Origin of the sequence: Protofrankia sp. BMG5.30, assembly GCF_001983005.1 — a bacterium.
Classification (GTDB): Bacteria; Actinomycetota; Actinomycetes; order Frankiales; family Frankiaceae; genus Protofrankia; species Protofrankia coriariae.
Map to the genome: position 1 here is coordinate 115,526 of NZ_MOME01000020.1, position 19,694 is coordinate 135,219.

The following is a 19,694-nucleotide window of genomic DNA, read 5'->3' on the forward strand; positions in this document are numbered from 1 at the left end:
CCGCTGGCGGCAAGGTTGAACGATCACGGCATGGAAACCAGCGCCGCACCGCAGAGCAGCAGGATCGTCGTCGTCACCGGGGCCGGCACCGGGATCGGTCGGGCCACCGCCCGGGCCTTCGCCGCCGAGGGCGCCCACGTGTTCGCCGTCGGCCGGCGAGCCGAACCGCTCCACGAGACCGCCGCCGGTCACGAACGGATCACCCCGCTGGCCGCGGACATCACCGCTGCGGGAGAGCCCGAGCGCATCATCCACATCGTGCGGGAGCTGCACGGCCGATTGGACGTGCTGGTCAACAACGCCGGCATCGTGCGCGGCGGTGCCCTCGGCACTCTCACACCGGAGACGATCATCCCGCAGATCGCTACCAACCTGATCGCACCCATCCTGCTGACCCAGGCCGCGCTACCCCTCCTGGAGGCGACCGGCGGGGTGATCGTCAATGTGAGCACCTCGGTGGGGCAGCGGGCGTGGCCGGGCAGTTCGGTCTACGCGGCGACCAAGACCGCGCTGGAACTGCTGACCCGCAGCTGGGCGGTCGAACTGGCACCCCGCAGCATCCGCGTGGTCGCGGTCGCTCCCGGCGCGATCGACACCCCGATCGGCGAGCACCAGGGCCTGGYGCCGGAGCGAAGGGCCGCGGTGCGGGAATGGCAGCTGGCCCACACCCCGCTGGGTCGTATCGGTCAGCCCGAGGAGGTGGCCTGGGTCATCACTCAGCTCGCCTCACCATCTGCGTCGTTCGTTACCGGAGTCGTGCTCCCGGTCGACGGCGGGGCGGTCGTGGCGTGATAGGAGTGGCCGCTGGAGGTGRCACGGGTGAGGATCGGCGAGCTGGCCAGGACGACCGGCACGACCCCCCGTGCGCTGCGGCACTATGAACAGGCCGGGCTGATTTCCTCCGAGCGGACCCCCAACGGCTACCGCATCTACGACGAACGGACTGTGGGAGGGGTCCGCAACATCCGCTACTTGCTGGCCGCCGGACTCACCCTCGACGACGTGCAGGTGTTCCTGCCCTGTCTGGACGGCGATGTGGCTGCCGCACCGCCGTCAGAGAAGGGTCTGCGGGTCGCGTTGGAACGGCTGGCGGTCCTCAACGAACGGATCGCGGCCCAAACCGAGGCCCGCGACCGGCTGGAAGCCGCACTCCGCTACAAGACCGGCGGCCGGATCCGCCCGGTGGCCTGACCCGGTTGTCTCACGACAGAGAGGTCGAAGAACTGTCGGAGCACGATGGGACAGCCCCCTGGATATGTCTCATGCCTGGGCTGTCGGGCGCTCCAGCAGGCCCCAGCCGCGCGGCGCGGCAAGGTGCTCCCGGGCAGGCCGGCGGCGGGATGCGACGGCTACGCCCGCTATGCAGCCAGGAGACATCCCGGACGTGACGCTGGGCGCATCTGGCCGGGTCGAAGCATGATCCGGCTGCGAGTGGGCGGACGTCGTTCTCCGAGGTGCTGGTGGAGGGGCGGTTGCGGACAGCGCTGCGGCGGATCAATCCGGGGCCGGATGGTGGGCCGTGGCTTGATGACGGCCGGGTTGCCCCGGCTGTTGCCGCGCTGACCCGGCCGAAGGCGGCCAGGCTGGTCGAGGTCAACGAGGCGCTGACCGAGCTGCTGCTGCTCGGGCTGCCCGTCGAGGGGATTCCGGAGGTGGATGGTGGCCGGAGCCGCCGGGTCCGGTTCATCGACTGGGATACCCCGTCGAACAACGACTTCCTGGTGATCAATCAGTTCCGGGTGGATATCCCGGGCAGCCAGGGCCGCCGGTACATCGAGCCGGACATCGTCCTGTTCGTCAACGGCATTCCGCTGGTGGTCGTGGAGGCGAAGAGCCCGACGGTGTCGTCGCCGGTGGCGAAGGCGATCCGTCAGCTGGCGCGGTATGCCGACCAGCGTGGCGCTGTGGCCCGGGAGGGTAACGAGCGGCTGTTCCACACCAACCAGTTCGTCGTGGCCACGAGCTGGGATGTGGCGAAGGTCGGCACGTTCACCTCGGAGCCGGATCACTTCGCCGAGTGGAAGACGACCGAACCGACGCCGGAGGCCGAGGTCGCCGAGGCGCTCGGTGTCGGTGAGCTGACCAGCCAGCAGCGGCTCGTCGCCGGCATGCTCGCCCCGGAGCGGCTGCTGGACGTCGTCCGGCACTTCACGCTGTTCATGCCGACGCAGAGTGGGCGGACGGTGAAGATCGTTGCTCGCTATCAGCAGTACCGGGCTGTTCAGCGGACCGTCCACCGGCTGGCCACGGGGAAGACCCGTGCGGTGGACGGCGAGTTCGACCGGCGTGGYGGGATCATCTGGCATACCCAGGGCTCGGGCAAGTCGCTGACCATGGTGTTCCTGATCCGGGTCATGCGGACCCGGCCCGGTCTCGTCGGGTTCAAGGTCGTGGTCGTCACCGACCGGAAGGACCTCCAGGACCAGCTCGCGAGGACCGCCGAGCTCACCGGGGAGACGCCCCGGACGGCGAGGAACGTCCAGCAGGTGCGTTCGCTGCTGTCCGTCCCAGGCAAGGCGCTGCTCTTCGCGATGATCCAGAAGTATCGGAACCCGGACGCGGCGAAGGACGCCCCGTTGGAGGTGAAGTCCCTCGGGGTGCTCGACCCGTCCGAGAACGTCGTGGTGCTCGTGGACGAGGCGCACCGCTCACATAGCAGCGCGCTGCACGCCGTGCTGCTGGACGCGTTGCCGAACGCGGCGCGGATCGGGTTCACCGGGACCCCGATCATCATGGGGAAGCGGAAACGTACCCATGCGATCTTCGGCCCGTATCTGGATCGGTACACCATCGGCCAGTCCGAGGCGGATGGTGCGACCGTGCCGATCCGCTATGAGGGCCGCACGACGAAGAGCGACGTCCAGGACGCCGAGGATCTCGACGAGCTGTTCGAGGACATGTTCCCCGACCGCACCGACGCGGAGCTGGCGAAGATCCGACGCCGCTGGGGAACGACCGGCAACGTCCTGGAAGCGGAGAAGATGATCGCGGCGAAGGCCCGCGACATGCTCCGCCACTATGTCGACACCGTACTGCCCGGCGGGTTCAAGGCCCAGGCCGTCGCGACCAGCCGGCTCGCCGCTGTGCGCTACCGCGACGCTTTGGTGGCCGCCCGCGACGAGATGGTCGCCCGTCTTGACGCGCTGCCCGCCGAGCTGCGTACGGCCGAGGCCGCGGACCGGGCCGCCTCCCCCGAGGGGATCCCCGGCGTCGGGCGTGCCCGGTTACGGGACGTGCGGGCCTGGCCGTACCGCGACCTGATCGCCCGCCTCGACTTCATCCCGGTCATCTCCGGGGAGCAGAACGAGAAGGACTGGCGGGACTGGACCGACGAGGCCCGGCAGAGGACCGTCATCGAGGAGTTCAAAAAGCCGCTGCCCGCGCCCGGCGACCCGGCGCCGGACCCGGCCACGACCAGCACGGTCGCCTTCCTACTGGTCAAATCGATGCTGCTGACCGGCTTCGACGCCGCTGTCGATCAGGTTCTCTACCTCGACCGGCGGATCAAGAAGGCGGAGCTGCTCCAGGCCATCGCCCGGGTGAACCGCACCGCGCGGGGCAAGGCCAACGGCTACGTCGTCGACTACTTCGGTGTCGCCAAGCACCTGCACGCCGCGCTGGAAGCGTATGCCGCGGAGGACGTCCAGGGCGCGCTGGCGAGTATCACCGATGAGCTTCCGCTGCTGGCCGACCGGCATGCCAAGGTCCGCGGGCTGTTCACCAGCCGTGGTCAGGACCGTTTCGCCACCCCCACCGATCAGGAAGCCTGCGTCCAACTGCTGGCCGACGACGCGCTGCGGGCGACGTTCCAGGTCGCCTACCGGGCGCTGACCCGCAGCCTGGAGACGGTCCTGCCCCGGCCGGAGGCGCTGCCCTATGTGGCCGACACGAAGGCGTTCGGGGTGATCGGTCTGCTCGCGCGGCGGCGGTACGAGCGCGAGGACGCGGACTTCGGCGTCTCCGTCTACGGCGACAAGGTCCGCCGACTGATCGACGACCATGTTGTCGCGCTCGGTATCATCCAGAAGATCCCACCGGTGTCGATCACCGACGCCCACTTCGACGAGAAGGTCGGCGGGCTGACCTCGAACCGGGCGAAGGCGTCCGAGATGGAGCATGCGCTGCGCCACCACATCAGTGGCATGCTCGACGCCGACCCGGTCCGTGCACGCACCCTGTCCCAGCAGCTGTCGGAGATCCTCGACCGGCTACGGGACCAGTGGGAGCAGCTTGTTCTCGAACTCGGCGGGCTGATCGACAAGGCCCGCGCCGGCCGTGCGACGTCCGAGCGGCCTGAGGACGCACCGGACGGCGTCCAGCTGACTCCGGTCGAACGTCTCTTCTTCGATGTCCTGCGGGCGGAGCGGCTCGCCGAGGGCAAGGAGATGACACCGGTCGCCGGTGAGGCCGTCGCCGAGCTGACCGTCTTCATCGTCGATCATCTATGCGGGGAGATCGGGAGGGTGCGCTTCTGGGGAAACGCCCATGCGCGGCAACGCCTGCACAGCTGGATCACCGTGGCGGTCGCGGACGTGTTCATCGACGACGGTGATCTGTTCGACCAGGAGCGTGCGGAGGCCATCGCCGACCAGCTCGTCGAGCTGGCACGGCACAACCATGCCGCGATCATCGCCACCGTCCTGCCCGAGGCCTGGTAAGTGCGCCAGCGCGCCGGTGGCAGCAGCGGGCCCGGGTAACCCACGGACAGGGGCAGGGGCGTGGACAGACCACACCACCCACCGGGGCCGGGTGCCCCGATGGGCCAGCACGACTCCTATTCTTGCTCTATGGCAAGCTCCCGGCCTGCGCGGATGACAATCGAAGGCTTGGACTTCGCTGTCCGCGACACGCGCAGACGGCAGCGGTGCGTGGTGCCATCGAGGTGACCCTGGACGACCGGGAGATCGACATCCTTGTGGGGGKCATTGCGGCGCGGCAGGTCCCACCCCATGTTGAGGTCTTCGTGCAGGTCCATGCCACGAGCCGGTCCGCGCTCCAACGAGGGGACTTCGAGCTGCTGGTGACAGGGGCCGCGCGCGCCGCTGGGGCGACCACAGGCCGGTTCCTCGATCTGCTCGACCCGGCGCTACGCCGGGTCCTACCGGGACGTCGAGGAGCTCCTCGCGGAGCGAGGTCTCGTTGTTGGCCACGTGACCGTCTACCGGTGGGTGTGCCGGTTCACCCCGCTGCTGATCGACGCGGCCCGGCCATGCGGACCGCCAGCATGATCACGTCCGGCATGAGTTCTCGGCTGTGCGGGAACGTGTGACGCAGTGAGCGTAGCCGCGCATGCCTTGGTGCATGGCGTACGTTGTGCGTACGCTGGTGGGGTGACGGGTGCGAAGGACGATCGGCTGCACCTTCGGGTGGAGCCGGCGCAGAAGGCGCTGCTGGAGGCCGCCAGCTCGGCCTCCGGGAGCACGGTGTCGGCGTTCGTGTTGAAGGCCGCTACTGAGGCGGCGGCCGACATTCTGGCGGATCGGCGGGTGTTCATCCTGGACGAGGTGGCCTGGCAGGCGTTTGACCATGCGTTGGACCGGCCGGCGTCCGAGGTGGCGGGGCTGCGGGAGCTGCTGTCGGCACCCACCGTGCTGGACCAGTCCGCGCCTGGCCAGGCCGGTCGGTGAGCGGTCGCCGGTTCGGCCCGGTCGAACCGGCGACCGCCAGCCATGTGCTGTCCGGGTTTGACTGCGGGTCGGCGGCGCAGTCGTCCTGGTTGACGGCGCACGCGTTGCAGGCGCACCAATCGGGCTCATCCCGGGTGTACGTGGTCACCGACGCCGAGGACGGCGATCGGCGGGTGGTCGGCTACTACGCGCTGGCGGCGGGGTCGGTCGCGCCGACGCAGGCGCCGCGGCGGCTGACGCAGGGCGCGGGCCGCTACCACCAGCCGGTGGTCATCCTCACCCGGCTCGGTGTAGATCTGTCGGTCCAGGGCGCCGGGCTGGGCCAGGCCTTGGTGGTCGACGCACTGCGCCGCGTTGCCGCCGCCGGGGAGGTCATCGGAGTGCGGGCCCTGCTGATCCACTGCGAGAACGAGACCGCCCGCGGCTTCTACCTGCGCCTGGCAAAGTTCGAGCCCAGCCCCACCGACCCCATGCACCTGTTCCTCCTGATGAAGGACCTCCGCAAGGCCCTCGGCAGTACTTGACCAAGTCCATGCGGTCCCGATTCGGAGGCGACGCGTGATGGTCCGCCGACCACCGGGCGCGGCCCGCCGGTCGGTCACCGGCGCCGCGTTCTGACGACTCCTGGGGGACCGCGACCAACGGCGCTGTCGACGCGCTGACCGACGGCGCGGTCCGGCATCTGTCTAYGGGAGCAGTGTCGGTGCAGTTAGACGGCCTGCCAGGCGCGATAKCGAGGGCGATGACCGGTCCGGGCAGGGTGGATGGCGGTTCGTATTGTGGTTACTCAGGTCCACTACTCGTTGTTACGTACCGGCTGACCTGTGGAAACAGTACAAGGCGCGGATCTTCGCAGTCCTGTGGGCACGTTCCCAGCTCACTCATACGCAGTCGATCAGACGTGGCCGAACAGGGGYGGGAAGGCGAGGACCACGATCCACGCCCACGCCGCGTACACCGGCAGATAACCGGTCTGCCAGYGTTCGAGGGCCGCGAACGGGGTGCGCCGGCGGGCCAGCCCCAGCAGCAGCCACGCCGACCAGGCGAGGTYGGCCAGCAGGAGGATGTTCTCACCGAGAGCCGCGGCCTTGTTCGGRGTGGTGCCGAACTCGGTGATCCGCCCGGTGATCTCCAGTAACACCAGCACGTCGATGGCCAGCGCGCTCACCACAAGGGCCAGCTGCAGCCGGTCGAACGGGCCGGCGGGCGCCAGCGGGTCGCGGGCCGAGATCGAGTAGAGCAGCAGCCCCAGCACCACTACCAGCAGCAGATCGAACAGGATCAGCGCCTCCCGCTCGACGTCGATGCCGGAGCTGGTCCAGACAACGGCGACGAGGAAGGCGAGCAGCACGGCGGTGAACAGTGGGGTGAACAGCCGGGTGAGCACCGGCGCGATGTTCTCGACCACGTTCTGCTTCGCCTCGACGAGCCACGCGGCGACAACGACACCGGCCGCTGCGCCGCAGGGGAGGAGCCACTGCGCGAGGAACACCTCCGGGTCGATCCCGATCGCCTTGAAGGTGCCGGCCGTAAACGCGATGAGCACGCCGCCACCGAGCGCGAGGAGCACGAAGTAGACGAACCACTCGCCGGTGAACCGGATGAAGTCCATCCGCCGGCGCGGCGAGCACCATTCGTCGCCCGCGTAGGCCAGACCGACCACGAGCCACAGCGCGATCGGGAGGTGGATGCTGGTGAGCACCACCGATTGCGACGTCTCGGCCAGCGGGTAGACGTTGGCCGCCACGGCGCCGAGCATGAACAGCGCGACCAGCACCCCGAGCAGCGGGCGGCGGACCTGGCGGCGCCAGGCGAGGAAACCCGCCAGCCAGGGCAGCACGAGAACGCCCACGTTYGGCCCGTAGAACGCGCCGTCGTGTTCCAGGCTCACCCCGAACAGTTCCGGCACCCGGACCGACACCGCGGCGCCGACCGCGCAGAGGACCAGCGCCCGCAGGTCCCTGCGCGACCGGGCGTCCACGGTCCCGCTACCGGTCAGCACCAGCTGTTTCCACAGCCGTTCCGAGTGCTCCCGGGCGAATTCGCGGGAGAGCTCGTCGAGGCTGCCCATCCGTTTCACCGCGACCAGGAACGCCTCGTCCGTGCTCAGCCCGGCCGCGACGAGCGCGTCGACGGAGCCGCGCAGGTGGTCCTCCAGCTCGTCGGCGTCGGGCTGTGCCAGCTCGCGGCGGCGTTGCACGTAGCGTCGCCACTGCGCGAACTGCGACTCCAGCTCGACGGGGCTGTCCGGCGCGGTCATGCCAGGCCCTCCAGCGGGATCGCTGGCAGCGTCCCGCGGTCGTGTGGGTCGAGCCAGATGTCCCGCAGCGCGCCCACCACCGTGTCCCACTGGCGGCGCTGCTCGGCCAGCTCGGCCCGGCCTTTGTCGGTGATGCGGTAGTACTTGCGCCGCCGCTCGCCGGTCGCCGACCGCCAGGTCGCCTCCACGCAGCCGAGGCGCTCAAGCCGGTGCAGCAGCGGGTACAGCAGACCCTCGGTCCAGTCCAGCTCGCCGCCKGACAGCTCGTGGATCCGTTTGAGGATCGCGTAGCCGTAGCTTTCCCCCTCGGCCAGGATGCCGAGCACCATCGGCGTCGCCGAGGCGGCCACCAGATCCTTGGCGACCTTCACCAGGCCTCACTCCGTTCGATCTCCCCGCCCGGGCCCTGGACGGGATTCGAGCGGGGAACCCTAGCAGTGCTTTGCATAGTACTACTAGGTATCGGTCGCGGCTACGACTGGATGATGCTCGGCCGCCCGAGCCAGCTCATCGCGGCTGTCATCGCGGCTGGTCAGCGGCCGTGACGTCATGGGCGTGGTCTGCTCATGCCGGTGGGGGTGTCGCCCTCCCGGATCCGGAGCGGGCCTGGGAGCGGGCCGGTTATCGTCGGGTCCTGTGGATGAGCCGCCGGTGTTCGTGGGGTCCTCCGACATCGCTGTCGTCCTCGGTCTGACCCGGCAGGCCGTCGACCGTCGGCTGCGGATCGATCCCGTCGCGCCCGCGCCGGCCGCGACGGTCAATCGCACCCGGACCTGGGGCGGCACCCGGGTGTGGTGGCGCGCGGACATCGACCGCTGGCTCGGCGGCGTCGATCCCGACCGCTGGACGTCCCTACCCGGCCACACCCGCTGACTCCGAGGACCGTGCGGCACGCCCGGGCCAGCCCCGCCGCTCACAGACCAGTCGATCATGATCCGGTGGTGAGTCGTGCGGTTTCCCGGTGGTCGGTAGCACGGCTGTGCGGAGACGAGACCGGTTTTTCCCACGAGGGCTGTTGGAACACGCCCTCCGAGCAGCGTGCCCGTTCCCTACCTGCGAATACATCCGCTGTGGGCCACGATGACACGTCATCGCCTAGCTCCCGGACGTCGAGGAGCATTTTCGTTCGAATATTCGCGAGCTGCCTTTGTCGGGGTTCATGGGATGTTTCAAGATCTGAAGTGCTGTTGCTGGACGGCTCCACGGTCGCGGGTGGGCGCCGACGCACTCGTGGAGATGCTGGCGTCGATCGGATCATCCGCTGCCGGCCGCCGTGTCTCATCGGAGTCCGGAGCCGCAGCGGATCCGGTTTCCCTGCGTCGTATGTCGCACGCGAAGGGACGGCGGCACCGGCTGATCGATTTACTGCCACGCTCATAACGATCACAGATCGTTAGATATCAATCTCGGTGCGTAGCCATTGACAGTCCCTGCACTTCGGCCGTTCAATGAGCGCAGGAAAAAACGGGGGGATTGTCGTACCCAGGTGTCGATGGGAACGACTCTGCCGAGGCTCTCTGGAGGTTTGACCTCGCCTCGGAACGGCACGACCAGCCAGGGGATACTGGCAGCTCCGTCCGGGGCGGCACACTCGGGGCAGAGCAGCGAGAGTCTTTCGCTGCCGGCCCCGATCCAGCAGCGGACGTGTCTTACGTGCCAGTCGAGCAGCACTGGGTGACGATCGGGGAGCCACCACGGTGCGGCTTGGGGCGAGGTGTGGATTGGCCRTCGATCCTGGCGTTGCTCGGCGCTGCCGGAACCGGGTTCGCCACGGTGCTCGTCACATGGCTCCGGACCCGCGTCGGGGACGTGACGGTCACCGTAACGTCGGGGCCGGACGGTCCGGCGATTGATCTGAACGCAACCAACGTGCGGAACCTGGACGCGGAAGGACTCCGACGCCAGATCGCGGACGTCGTTCGCGGGCTGTCGGACTCGCAGACACCATCCGAGGCGCAGGCCGACGTTGGGGAACGACCGGGTGGCCGGGGTGACTGGCCGGATGGGGAGCTGGAAACGGGGCGGTCACCCGTCACCGCGCCAGCTCCCTGTCCGGCCGGTTCCGGTGGGGACGACTCTCTCGTAGAGAACGCCGTGTTGGGCTCGCATGGTGGATTCGACGGACGAGGCTATGGCGGTGTCGTGGACGAGTAGCCCGAGTTCGATGTTGGTGTTCTCGGCGTTGTAGGAGAAGTTCGCGCTGGTCGTCAGCATGAGGGCGTGATCAATGATGATCATTTTTGCATGGCTGTCCAGGGGCGGGTCGCACCGGCCACCGGGCTCGGCCGCGGCTGTGGGGTCGAGGCTGGTCAGCTGAGGAGCCTGGAAGGCGGCCCGGATCGCCCGGGATTTCTCCGCGATGTTCCGCCGGCCGGCGCGTTTGAGCGCGGCGCTGATCTGCGCCACGGTCAGCCGTCCCGCCGTGGCCGGGGTCGCTGCCTTGCCCAACAGCTCCAACACATCTGGGGCGGTCAGATCGTTGAACGCCTCCAACGCCGCGGGGAAGTACTCCCGCAGCGCGCCGCGCAGCCGCAGGAGGTGCCGGGTGCGCTCCCAGACCAGCGTCTGGTGCGCCCGGGTGACGACCTTCACCGCGCCTCGGCCAGCTCGCTGTCGCCGGCGACCGGGCGCAGCTGGTGGTGGTCGGTGCGCACCATGTCCGCCAGCACATGCGCGTCCCCGGCATCGCTCTTGGCCCCCGAGGTCGAGTGCCGTTCCCGGTAGCGGGCGGCCTGCATCGGGTTCACCGCGATCACCTGGTAGCCGGCGGCGAGCAGCGCCTGGACCCACGGGCCTCGGTCGGTCCCGATCCCGACCACCACCTGGGCGGGGTCGGTGTCCTCGCCGAGGTGCCGGCCGATCAGCTCGTGCAGCCGGGCGATTCCGGCCACGCCCTCGGGCAGCCGGGCCCTGCCCAGCCGCCGTCCCGTCTCGTCCTGGACCTCCACGTCATGATGATCATCGGCCCAGTCGTCCCCGACGAACAGCAACCCCGCCTCCGCTCTCCCAACAGCACGATCAGCAGCCCGCGGGAGAACCACCAGCGCCCTAATGGTCAAGTGCTCACGCCACGGTGGGCGGGCACGGCATCCCATCAGCGGTCCATCCTCCCGATCACCGGTGGGGGCGCGGTCTGACCATAGGACTCGACTGCGTCCAGGTGAGGAGAGCGCTCACCCACCGGCGGCTACCGGCACCCCTCGTCGAGCACCGGCGCCACCCCGCCGGCGGCGTCGGCGGGTTTGTCCGCGATCGTCTCCGTCGCCGGATCGGTCGTCATGCTGCCCATCTGGTGCCTCCTCTACCTGCGCGTATGCACAGAGTGTCACAAGGGAGTTACACCGTTGGTTTTACAGTCCCCTCCCACGAGGCAGCCGGCTACGACGCGGTCATGGACTACGTGGACGCCTTCTACGCCGACAGCGCCGTCCTCGCCCGGTCTATCTACGGCAAGCGCGCAGCATCCAGCCTGCACGCTGCGGCGGTGACGATCCGCCGCCGTGAGAACGCACTGAAAGCGGCGGCGGGCACACGCGGCACCCCGACGCTCCCGACGACCTGCTGACCGCTGGAGGACTGGGCGGGGCGGCCGATGATGATGACGCCTGGGCTCGGGCGGAGGACGCGCTCGTGTCCGCCCGGACTCGGGACAGGCAGGCGGAGTTGGCCCGCGTGGCCGCGCTCCTGGACACGTTGCGCGCCGCGGAGCAGGTCGCCGCTCCGGCCAAGTGGACGGCGCTCATGGAATGCCTCGACCGGCATGGGATCCCTCCGGCCGCGGCCAGCTCCTGGTGTTCACCGAGTTCACCGATACCGCGCACTGGCTGCGGAACCGGTTCGAGGAGGCCGGGTTCAGCACGGATGGGCACTGTTGCGTTGGCGAAGTCCACCACCGCAGCTACCACTCGGGCATGATCGGGTGATGGGTCGACGTCCTGCCCGTCCACCGGTCCCAGCTTCGGAGTTCGCCGGTTTTCGGTTCCCACCCGAGGTGATCGTGCTGGCGGTTCGCTGGTACCTGCGCTACGCCCTGTCCTACCGCGACGTCGAGGAGTTCCTCGCCGAACGCGGTCTCGTCGTCGACCACGTCACGATCTACCGGTGGGTGCGCCGGTTCACCCCGCTGCTGATCGACGCGGCCCGGCCGTGCCGGCACACGCCGGGTGATCGTTGGTTTGTCGACGAAACGTATGTGAAGGTCGCCGGTCGGTGGACCTACCTGTACCGGGCGATCGACCAGTTCGGCCAGGTCATCGACGTCCTCGCCAGTGAGCATCGGGACCTGACCGCGGCCCGATGCTTCCTCACCCAGGCGCTGTCGCACGGCCGCCGGCCGTGCGAGGTGACCACCGACCGGGCCGCCGCCTACCCGCGGGTCCTTGACGAGCAGCTACCCGCCGCCCAGCACATCGACGAACGGTATGCGAACAACCCGATCGAAGCAGATCATGGCAGGTTCAAGGCGCGGCTGCGGCCGATGCGCGGGCTGAAACGTTTCCGTTCCGTGCAGGTGATCGGCGCCGGGCAGGCGTTCGTGCAGAACATCCGCCGCGGCCACTATGAACTCGGAACGGACGCCGAACCCCGCCAGCGGCTGACGGCTGCCTTCACCGAGCTCKCGCTGGCCGTCTGAGCACCCGCCCGGCACAGGTCCACCGTGCCTTGCCTCCGCCCAATGCAACAGAGCCCCGCCGAGACCACCGTCGCCGCCCACGCGGCTTCATCCCGCTGCGTCACCAGGAAGAGAACTGCAAGCCCGGCAACCGCCAGGCATGTCACCACCAGCACCACCCGCCGCGTACTCACCCGACCATCATCGCGTACCTCTCCCGCAGCGTGGGGTGTGCCTGGCCAGAACGGTACCGGGCCGCTCCAGATCCAGAACTGCGTACTCGTAAGGCTAGCCTGACGATCTGCGCTTTCCGTAGGGCTACTCCCGGCCCGAACGCCGGCCGACAGATCTTCTTCCGGTGGGATCACGACATGGGCGACAGCCTCGCGCCGGAGTCGGACCACGCCCAGCGGCATGCCCACGGGCCAGCCGCGCAAGGAGCACGAGCGCCTTCCAGGCCAACGCGGGGGTCCGCCCGCGTTGCTTGACACTTCCGCCTCATTGGACGGATTCGAACGATAGTCCCGAGTGCAGCGTCGCACGACGATGGCGGAATACGGCAGGGTTCGAATAACAGCACTCTGCCAGTCAATCGTTCCTTTGTAGGGTCTCGCGGCTGATGTCGTAATCTCACGGGCCGTGTCGTACCGATGTCGTATACGACATCGCCGTGAGACTAGCGCGTGGGTGCTGCTGCTCAGCGCCTCGTCTCGTACCTGGTCAGGACCAYGCCGCCGGGAAACGTCCGCGTCTCAACCAGGTTCAGGTTCACCCAGCTGTCCAGCGCGGTGAAGAACGGCGTGCCGCTGCCCACCAGGACCGGATAGGCGGCGATCGCGTACTCGTCGATCAGCCCGGCGCGCATGGCCGCCCCGGCGAGCGTTGCGCCGCCGATGTTCATTGGGCCGCCGTCCTCGGCCTTGAGCCGGGTGATCTCGGCGATCGCGTCGCCGGTGACCAGGCGGGTGTTCCAGTCGACCTTGTCGATCCTCGAGGAGAACACCTGTGGGGTGCCAGAACTCGGCCACCGGCGTTGACCTGGTCTTTTAGGCGGCTCGCTCGTATTCGTTGATCAGGCCTCCGAGGACGGGCTGGCGCTTGATCCGTTCCTTGGTCAGGTCTGCAACGGGGTGGTCGGGCCGTGGTGGTTGAAGGTCACGGCCGCGGTGGGGTCGTCGTCCGTTGTAGTGGGTCGCGTACTCGGCCAGAACGGTACGCAGATGCCGCTCGCCGAAGATCAGCATCCGGTCGGTGACCTCGGTCCGGACCGTGCGGACGAACCGTTCCGCGTAGGCGTTCGCCCGCGGAGTTCGGGGTGGGATCTTGACCGTGGTGATGCCGGCGTCGGCGAGGATCGCGTCGAAGGATGCGGTGAATTGCCCGGCCCGGTCGCGGACCAGGAAGTGGAAGTCGGCCGCCTGGTCACCGAGGTCCACCAGGAGGTTCCGGATTTGTTGGGTGGTCCACGGTCCGTCCGGGTTGGCGGTGACCCCGAGGACGTGGACGTAACGGGAGCCGACCTCCATGACGAAGAAGCAGTACAGACGCTGGAGCGTCACGGCGCAATCCACGTGGAAGAAGTCCACCGCCAGCATGGTCGATGCCTGGGTGCGCAGGAACTGCCGCCAAGTCGTGTCGGTCTGGCGTWTCGGGGCCGGGGGCAGCCCGAGGGACGTCAGGATTCGGCGGATCGTGGACGCGCCGACCCGGTGGCCGAGCTTGAGTAGCTCACCCTGGATCCGCTGGTACCCCCACGTCATGTTCTCGGTCGCGAGTCGTTCGATGAGGGTCGCGATCTCCGTGCTGACCGGCGGTCGTCCAGTCCGCTGCGGGTAGGTCCACTTCCGTGTAACCAAACGGCGATGCCACTGTAGGACGGCCCCTGGGGTGATCAGCCGGTGCGCTCGCAGTGTCTTCGGCAGAAGTTGGATCAGTGCGGCGAGTACCGCCCGGTCCGCCCAGTCCCACCGGGGCTTCGGCTGGGTGCGGCGTAGCACCGCGACCTCGTGCCGCAGCACGAGCAACTCGATGTCCTTGGACGCCGACGAACGGCCGAGTAGGACAAGCCAGCCACACACCCGCACGAAGATCAGATAGAGCACCTCACACGGACATAGCTGACCATCATGCCAACAGTCGCGCCGTCACATCATCCCAGCTCACAGACCCAAGCCGACTTCTGGCACCCCACAGGCCGACGCGACGAAGCAGAAACCACACTGCGTGACCTACTCGCCGACCTGACCCGTCTTCACGGCCCACAGCATCCCAGCGCCGATGAGATCCGCAAACTGCTCTCCCACCCGAGGTCGCAGAACGGGTGACTTTCTGCGCGGGGGTACCGGCAGTTCCGTGACGCATCCACTATGGCCGTACCTGGCAGGGAGTGTAGAACTGTAACTCGGTCCTACGTCAAGCGRCCTCGGGCTTGGTTGCTTGCTGGACGCAGCCTGGGTCCTGCGTCCCTATATAGGTGTATCCCGATCCGCCTCCGACCCAATGGCCGCTGATAAGCCACAGTTCGTAGTGGATCAGCCATTCAGCGATCCAAGGCAGAATAGTGGCCGACAACAACATGTCATGCCTCCACTCGCCGGGGTAATAAAGGCACAGCTCATCTCCGGCGTAGACGTGCGGTAAGGCGTGCGCATCAGGGCGCAGCGTAAGCTGCGGATCGGTGACGGTGATCCGGGGGCGGCGTCCATGCCGATAAAGCAGGCGCACTGTGTAGACCTGGCTGGCTGGCGACGRCCTGATGCACATAAGGCAGTCCAGTTCGCCACGGCGGACTCTTCCCGTAGCGGTGGGCAGTGTGGCGCGGATCGCGATCAACTGCCTGGTCAGGTTAACCGCGCGGGTCGGTGTGCTGGCCATGGAAGGTATGCCTGCGGACGGGCGTACCGGCCACAGTCGTGGTGAGTAGGCCGGTGCCGGTCATGCGGAGCGCGCCGCTCTCGGTCTGGCGGCGCAGCCAGTCGCCGTAGCGTTGCGCGGACAGTTGCACCRCATCGGGGCCGAAGCTTTCCGCCATACGTGAAGCCACTACCTGCAGTCCCTTGCCCTGCAGTTGGACCAGGTCGTCGAGCACAGTGGTGATGTCCCGATGCCAGGCGAAGAACGCCTCCCGCCGTTCCGGGTACTCGTTCCACTTGTCGGCGAAGTTCTCCTCCTCGTGTGCGGGGTTGGGCACCCACCACTTGCCGTGACGGTTCTCGATGAAGTCATCCATGCGGTTCAACAAGTTGCGGGTCGCAGTGAACAGGTCCACCTCCCCGTGGTACGCTTGGGCGGTCAGCGTGGTGATCAGGATGGATGGGGGCCGGTTGTCCGGGTTATGGGCGAACCGGAGCATGCAGTGCCACTTGAGGATCTGTACAACCCGCTGCAGCGTGCTGCGGACCTCCCACTCGGGTACGTCGGCGACGTTGATGTGCCGCTTGGCGGCGGCCTCGACGAGAAGCTGCTGAAGCTGTTCCGACTGCCGGCGGAACCAGGTGGCGTAGCCGATCGGGTTACTGTGCTGCCACCGGTACAACTGCTTGTCCGTCAGCAGGATGCCGGTCGGTGGGTGGTCCACGTCCGGGATGGTTGGCAGCACGTCGAGGTGGAAGCCGTGGTCAGGGTAGCTGAGCGTCCAGCAGCGGCGGCGGGCCTGGCAGGTCTTCGGCCCGTCGGTATGGCCGTGCCGCTTCTTCCACCGCAGGTAGGCATGGAGCAGATCGCCGACGCGCTGCTTCAATTCGGCCTGGGTGATGCTCTCCTTGGCGATCAGCAGCCAGCACACCAGGTCGATGTCGTACTCGCCGGTGCGGCTGTCGGGGCGCACGACGGTGCCGAGCCGGAACGAGCCCTGCGGGTAGATCCGGCACCGGTACCCACCGTGCTCGGCGAGCCAAGAGCCGACCTCCTCATAGCGTTCAACGGCGAGCTGCTGCAGGTGGGGCGCAATGTCGAGGGTTTCGACGGCGCCGTCGAGCAGCATCGACAACATCTGTTCCATGGTGTCCACGGTCAGTCCTCCTGGGCCGGGTAGTAGGGCACATACGCCGGCGCGGTGTGGTCGGCGAAGCAACGGGTAAAGCTGGGCGAGGCCACACGGCTCTCGTGGCTGGCGCGGCCGATCAGGTCGTCGGCATCGACCTTGTCTAGGGAGAGGGCGCCCGTAGGCACCGTGGGGTTAAGCCGTAGTACCCGGTCGTTGCTCAGGAAGTGCCCGACCTGCTTGGTCGCGCTCTCGCTCTGGGCGCGTATCAGAACCTCGACCGCGTCGCGGGCCCACGGCAGCAGCCCGCCGCGGTCAAGGCGACGGCTGCGGCGGGGCAGGTCGATCGTGGTGCCCAGGCTGAACACCCGGACGGCATCCAAAGGCTGGCCGAGCGGTCCGACGGCCTCGGTCAGGGCCACCATCGCCGGGTTGTTCGCCCACACTCCGCCGTCGACCAAGCGTGCGCCATCCAGGGACATGCCGGGCAGGTACGTTGGGGCCGCAGCGGTGGCCATCGCAACGTCGACCGCTTTCTCACGCCAGTCCCGCTTCAACGTCGGCAGGTGTGGCGTACGGAACAGGTACACGTCGTCGGCACCGATGTTGTACGACGTGATCAGCAACCGCTTGGTGCTTTCCCCGAACGTCCGCTCGCCGAGCACCTTGGTAAGGGCGGCGCGCAGCGGCTCAGAGGCGTACTTGGCACGCAGCAGATGCCGCACCCCCCGCAGCCGGCTCCGGTCACGGAAGATCCGCGGGCCATGGTCGGTATAGAATTGCAGGATCTGCCGGGGCGACATCCCCAGGCCGAGACCGAGCGCGATGATCCCGCCGGTCGAAGTGCCGGCGATCAGGTCGAAGTGGTCGACGATCCGCACATCGAGGTCTTCCTCCAGGCGCRCGAGCACTGCGGCCGAGAACATCCCCCGTAGCCCACCGCCGTCCAACGACAGGATCTGGAACCGTCCGTCGGTCACCCGCCGCCACCCAACCGCTTCACACCCCAGCCCACGATGCGCTCCTCCGCCCTGACCGTGCTGTCGATCATACTTAATATCACGGCATTGATTTCGGTGCGTACTTCTGCACTTGAAGGGCACCTGTTCTACTGTGTCGTGATGCCAGGCGACGCCCGGATCAGCCACAATGCGGAGAGCAAGATCGGGTGAGGGGAGCGATGGRCACGCCAACGTTCGAACATGCGCGACTACGCATTGCCCGCGAACTCGTTGGGTTCARCCAGAGCCGGTTGGCCACCGAGGTCGCTCTCTCGCCCGCCGCAATCAGCCAGTTCGAGAGCGGGGCCGTGCAGCCCAGCCCCGATACCGTCGCCGCTCTCAGCACCGCGCTCATGGTGCCGGCCGGGTTCTTCGCTCAGCCGGTGACCGAAACCCACGAGGGCTTCTTCCGCTCCCTGCGCCGCACCGCCGTCGTGGACCGACGTCGCGCCCGCGCGGTCGCGCACGTTGCACATGACCTCGCGCTGTACGCGGCTGCAGCCGGCCGGTTCCCCGCCAGCAACGTGCCGGAGATCCCCGCCAGCGACCTCGACACCCCGGTCGACGAGATCGAGCGCATCGTCTGGCAGATCCGGGCGCGCTGGGGTGTACCGCCCGGTCCTATCACCGACGTCGTCGAGCTCCTGGAGAACCACGGAGTAGTCGTGATCAGGCTCCCGTTGGGCAGCGCCGACGTGGACGCCTTCTCGCTGCCGTTCCCTGACCATCCCGTCRTCGTCCTCGGTGCTGACAAGAACGACCGTGCCCGATCGAGGTTCGACGCCGCCCACGAACTTGCCCATCTCGTCCTACACGGCGAACAGATGTGGGGTATCAAGCAAGTCGAAACCCAAGCGCACCGGTTCGCGGCCGCGCTACTCATGCCCGCAGACGAGATCCGCGACCAGCTCCCGATCACCGTTGACTGGCCCAAACTGTTCGAGCTGAAACGGCACTGGCAGGTATCCCTCGCGGCTCTGCTCATGCGCGCCCGCACACTGCAGCGCATGAKCGAAAGCACCTACCTGACAGCCATCAAGGCAGCCTCAGCCCGAGGCTGGCGCCGTCTCGAACCCGTACCGCTCGGTCCGCCCGAACAACCCCGGCACCTGCTGGACTTCCTCGCCTCGGAGGCGAGTCAACCAGCTCGTGCATACCTACCGGTCCACGTCGTCAACGACATTGCAGCCGCGACCAGCGCCGCCTGAGCGAACGTCGGTGGATCTCCGACGAGGTCACGTATCCTTCTGCACGACACGGACCACCGCGCCGATCTGGACCGTCAGGCGGRACGTGCGCCGCTGATAGCGCTCCAGCACCCCGGGCAGCTGTTCACGGAAGGTCTGGCGGCAGCCGCGGGTCGGGCAGACCAGGCGGCGGACCCGGACGGTCACGGCCACCCGGCGGGCGTCGATGGGCAGGTTGACCACGGTCCGCTGGTGGTAGCCGTGCACCCGCCTGCTCGGGGCGCCGCAGCCCGGGCAGGCGGCAGGCAGGTCCGGTGTCCGTGCTCGCACCCGGATCCACTCACCGTCGTCCGTCACATCCTCCACGACCAGCGGCGATAAYCCCGAGAACGCCATGGTCACAAGCTTGCTGTCATCGCACATGACTTATCGTGAGATGATCGGGCTCTCTCCGTCACCACCGAATCYGAGACAGAGCCAAGTTAACGGTGTAACGGGTGATGTTGGTGCTACATCCGGACCATTGYTGTGAGCTGGTCTACTTCCGGCCGGCGGACAGGCGTCCGTCGAACGCCAGGTCGAAGGCGTTGAGGGGTGCCTTCCAGCGGATCATCCACTTCGCTCTGCCTCGTCCGGTGGGGTCGAGGCTGGTCAGGACAGCCGAGTCGGGGACTGGGCGGCGGCGAGCAACGTCGAGATCGCTTACACCCCCACCTACAGCTCGTGGCTGAACCGGATTGAGGCCCAGTTCACCGCCCTGCGCTACTTCGCTCTCGACGGCACCGACCACCGCAACCACCGCGCCCAGGCYAGCATGATCCGCCGCTACATTATCTGGCGGAACCAGCACACCCAAGATCGGAAACTTAAGCGGATCGTCGACCGGGCAAACGTTGCCTGATGCGGCACTAGGGCCTGTGTCGAAAGTGAATCCTGGGCGTGAGATGATCTTGATTCGTGGCGCGTGGAGATCTGACGGACGAGCAATGGGCCGTGCTGGAGCTGCTGTTGCCGACGGGCAAGAA

The 19,694-nt window shown here is 67.9% G+C and carries 17 protein-coding genes and 6 pseudogenes; 13 read left to right on the forward strand and 10 right to left on the reverse strand.

All coding sequences use genetic code 11. From position 1 onward, the window contains the following. The first annotated feature begins 30 nt into the window (after positions 1–30). The 6 genes and pseudogenes from BL254_RS13475 to BL254_RS13500 all read left to right on the forward strand — a co-directional run bounded on the left by BL254_RS13475 (position 31) and on the right by BL254_RS13500 (position 6,151). Positions 31–792 carry an SDR family NAD(P)-dependent oxidoreductase gene (locus BL254_RS13475; RefSeq protein ID WP_076843464.1) on the forward strand — a complete coding sequence of 254 codons (762 nt, stop codon included), beginning with the start codon at positions 31–33 and terminating at the stop codon, positions 790–792. Between the two features lie 27 nt (positions 793–819). Further along, the gene (locus tag BL254_RS13480; RefSeq protein ID WP_047223942.1) at positions 820–1,191 is read left to right on the forward strand and encodes a MerR family transcriptional regulator; all 372 of its coding nucleotides are present in this window, start codon (positions 820–822) and stop codon (positions 1,189–1,191) included. Positions 1,192–1,400: 209 nt separating this feature from the next. After that, complete coding sequence (locus BL254_RS13485; protein WP_076843465.1) at positions 1,401–4,658, forward strand: type I restriction endonuclease subunit R; 3,258 nt, start codon at positions 1,401–1,403, stop codon at positions 4,656–4,658. Positions 4,659–4,903: 245 nt separating this feature from the next. After that, positions 4,904–5,041, forward strand: a pseudogene (locus tag BL254_RS29440) (lantibiotic dehydratase); the annotation flags it as partial. A 289-nt stretch (positions 5,042–5,330) separates the two neighbouring features. Beyond that, positions 5,331–5,627 carry a DUF1778 domain-containing protein gene (locus tag BL254_RS13495; RefSeq protein ID WP_047223941.1) on the forward strand — a complete coding sequence of 99 codons (297 nt, stop codon included), beginning with the start codon at positions 5,331–5,333 and terminating at the stop codon, positions 5,625–5,627. Further along, complete coding sequence (locus BL254_RS13500; RefSeq protein ID WP_047223940.1) at positions 5,624–6,151, forward strand: GNAT family N-acetyltransferase; 528 nt, start codon at positions 5,624–5,626, stop codon at positions 6,149–6,151. Before BL254_RS13495 ends, BL254_RS13500 begins: the two co-directional genes overlap by 4 nt. Before the next feature lie 371 nt (positions 6,152–6,522). Here the strand turns inward: BL254_RS13500 and BL254_RS13505 are convergent, their stop codons facing one another. Both BL254_RS13505 and BL254_RS13510 read right to left on the reverse strand, forming a co-directional pair. Next, positions 6,523–7,887, reverse strand: coding sequence for a permease prefix domain 1-containing protein (locus BL254_RS13505; RefSeq protein ID WP_076843467.1), 1,365 nt, complete (start codon positions 7,885–7,887; stop codon positions 6,523–6,525). Continuing rightward, positions 7,884–8,258 carry a PadR family transcriptional regulator gene (locus tag BL254_RS13510; RefSeq protein ID WP_047223938.1) on the reverse strand — a complete coding sequence of 125 codons (375 nt, stop codon included), beginning with the start codon at positions 8,256–8,258 and terminating at the stop codon, positions 7,884–7,886. Before BL254_RS13510 ends, BL254_RS13505 begins: the two co-directional genes overlap by 4 nt. Before the next feature lie 280 nt (positions 8,259–8,538). On the opposite strand from BL254_RS13510, the gene BL254_RS13515 reads away from it, so the two are divergent. Together BL254_RS13515 and BL254_RS29445 are read left to right on the forward strand one after the other, a co-directional pair. After that, positions 8,539–8,760 carry a hypothetical protein gene (locus tag BL254_RS13515; RefSeq protein WP_254858110.1) on the forward strand — a complete coding sequence of 74 codons (222 nt, stop codon included), beginning with the start codon at positions 8,539–8,541 and terminating at the stop codon, positions 8,758–8,760. Positions 8,761–9,603: 843 nt separating this feature from the next. Next, a complete protein-coding gene (locus tag BL254_RS29445) occupies positions 9,604–10,041 on the forward strand; it encodes an effector-associated constant component EACC1 (RefSeq protein WP_371390594.1) in 438 nt (145 codons plus the stop codon). Here BL254_RS29445 and BL254_RS29450 read toward each other — a convergent pair. Both BL254_RS29450 and BL254_RS13525 read right to left on the reverse strand, forming a co-directional pair. Continuing rightward, positions 10,006–10,125, reverse strand: a pseudogene (locus BL254_RS29450) (cardiolipin synthase); the annotation flags it as partial. The gene BL254_RS29445 and the pseudogene BL254_RS29450 sit on opposite strands and share 36 nt — an antisense overlap. Positions 10,126–10,197: 72 nt before the next feature. Continuing rightward, positions 10,198–10,877 (reverse strand): annotated as a pseudogene (locus BL254_RS13525) (IS110 family transposase); the annotation flags it as partial. A 401-nt stretch (positions 10,878–11,278) separates the two neighbouring features. On the opposite strand from BL254_RS13525, the gene BL254_RS27065 reads away from it, so the two are divergent. The 3 genes from BL254_RS27065 (at position 11,279) to BL254_RS13530 (ending at position 12,520) form a co-directional block, all read left to right on the forward strand. Then, entirely contained in the window at positions 11,279–11,452 is a 174-nt protein-coding gene (locus tag BL254_RS27065; RefSeq protein WP_157180535.1) for a hypothetical protein, read from the forward strand. 181 nt (positions 11,453–11,633) lie between these two features. Next, positions 11,634–11,810, forward strand: coding sequence for a hypothetical protein (locus BL254_RS27070; RefSeq protein WP_157180534.1), 177 nt, complete (start codon positions 11,634–11,636; stop codon positions 11,808–11,810). Next, positions 11,810–12,520 (forward strand): IS6 family transposase, encoded by a 711-nt coding sequence (locus BL254_RS13530; protein ID WP_076843469.1) that lies wholly within the window; start codon positions 11,810–11,812, stop codon positions 12,518–12,520. The genes BL254_RS27070 and BL254_RS13530 overlap by 1 nt, the downstream gene beginning before the upstream one ends. 676 nt (positions 12,521–13,196) lie before the next feature. Here BL254_RS13530 and BL254_RS13535 read toward each other — a convergent pair. From BL254_RS13535 to BL254_RS13550, 5 genes and pseudogenes are all read right to left on the reverse strand, one after another. Beyond that, positions 13,197–13,568 (reverse strand): annotated as a pseudogene (locus BL254_RS13535) (dihydrofolate reductase family protein); the annotation flags it as partial. Continuing rightward, positions 13,546–14,601: an integrase core domain-containing protein gene (locus BL254_RS13540; RefSeq protein ID WP_076843470.1), complete on the reverse strand. Its 1,056-nt coding sequence runs from the start codon at positions 14,599–14,601 to the stop codon at positions 13,546–13,548. The pseudogene BL254_RS13535 and the gene BL254_RS13540, both read right to left, overlap by 23 nt. A 310-nt stretch (positions 14,602–14,911) precedes the next feature. Then, positions 14,912–15,223, reverse strand: a complete 312-nt coding sequence (locus tag BL254_RS27710) for a hypothetical protein (protein ID WP_217699282.1) — start codon at positions 15,221–15,223, stop codon at positions 14,912–14,914. Between the two features lie 121 nt (positions 15,224–15,344). Next, on the reverse strand, positions 15,345–16,499 hold the full coding sequence (locus BL254_RS13545) for a cyclic GMP-AMP synthase DncV-like nucleotidyltransferase (RefSeq protein ID WP_371390601.1): 1,155 nt from the start codon (positions 16,497–16,499) through the stop codon (positions 15,345–15,347). Between the two features lie 11 nt (positions 16,500–16,510). Beyond that, positions 16,511–17,461 carry a CBASS cGAMP-activated phospholipase gene (locus tag BL254_RS13550; protein ID WP_076843471.1) on the reverse strand — a complete coding sequence of 317 codons (951 nt, stop codon included), beginning with the start codon at positions 17,459–17,461 and terminating at the stop codon, positions 16,511–16,513. Between the two features lie 200 nt (positions 17,462–17,661). Between BL254_RS13550 and BL254_RS13555 the strand changes: the two genes are divergently transcribed. Then, a complete protein-coding gene (locus BL254_RS13555) occupies positions 17,662–18,690 on the forward strand; it encodes an ImmA/IrrE family metallo-endopeptidase (protein ID WP_076843472.1) in 1,029 nt (342 codons plus the stop codon). Positions 18,691–18,738: 48 nt separating this feature from the next. Here BL254_RS13555 and BL254_RS13560 read toward each other — a convergent pair. Continuing rightward, a pseudogene (locus BL254_RS13560) lies at positions 18,739–19,092 on the reverse strand (transposase family protein); the annotation flags it as partial. 238 nt (positions 19,093–19,330) lie between these two features. On the opposite strand from BL254_RS13560, the pseudogene BL254_RS29455 reads away from it, so the two are divergent. Continuing rightward, positions 19,331–19,570 (forward strand): annotated as a pseudogene (locus BL254_RS29455) (hypothetical protein); the annotation flags it as partial. Positions 19,571–19,694: the final 124 nt, after the last annotated feature.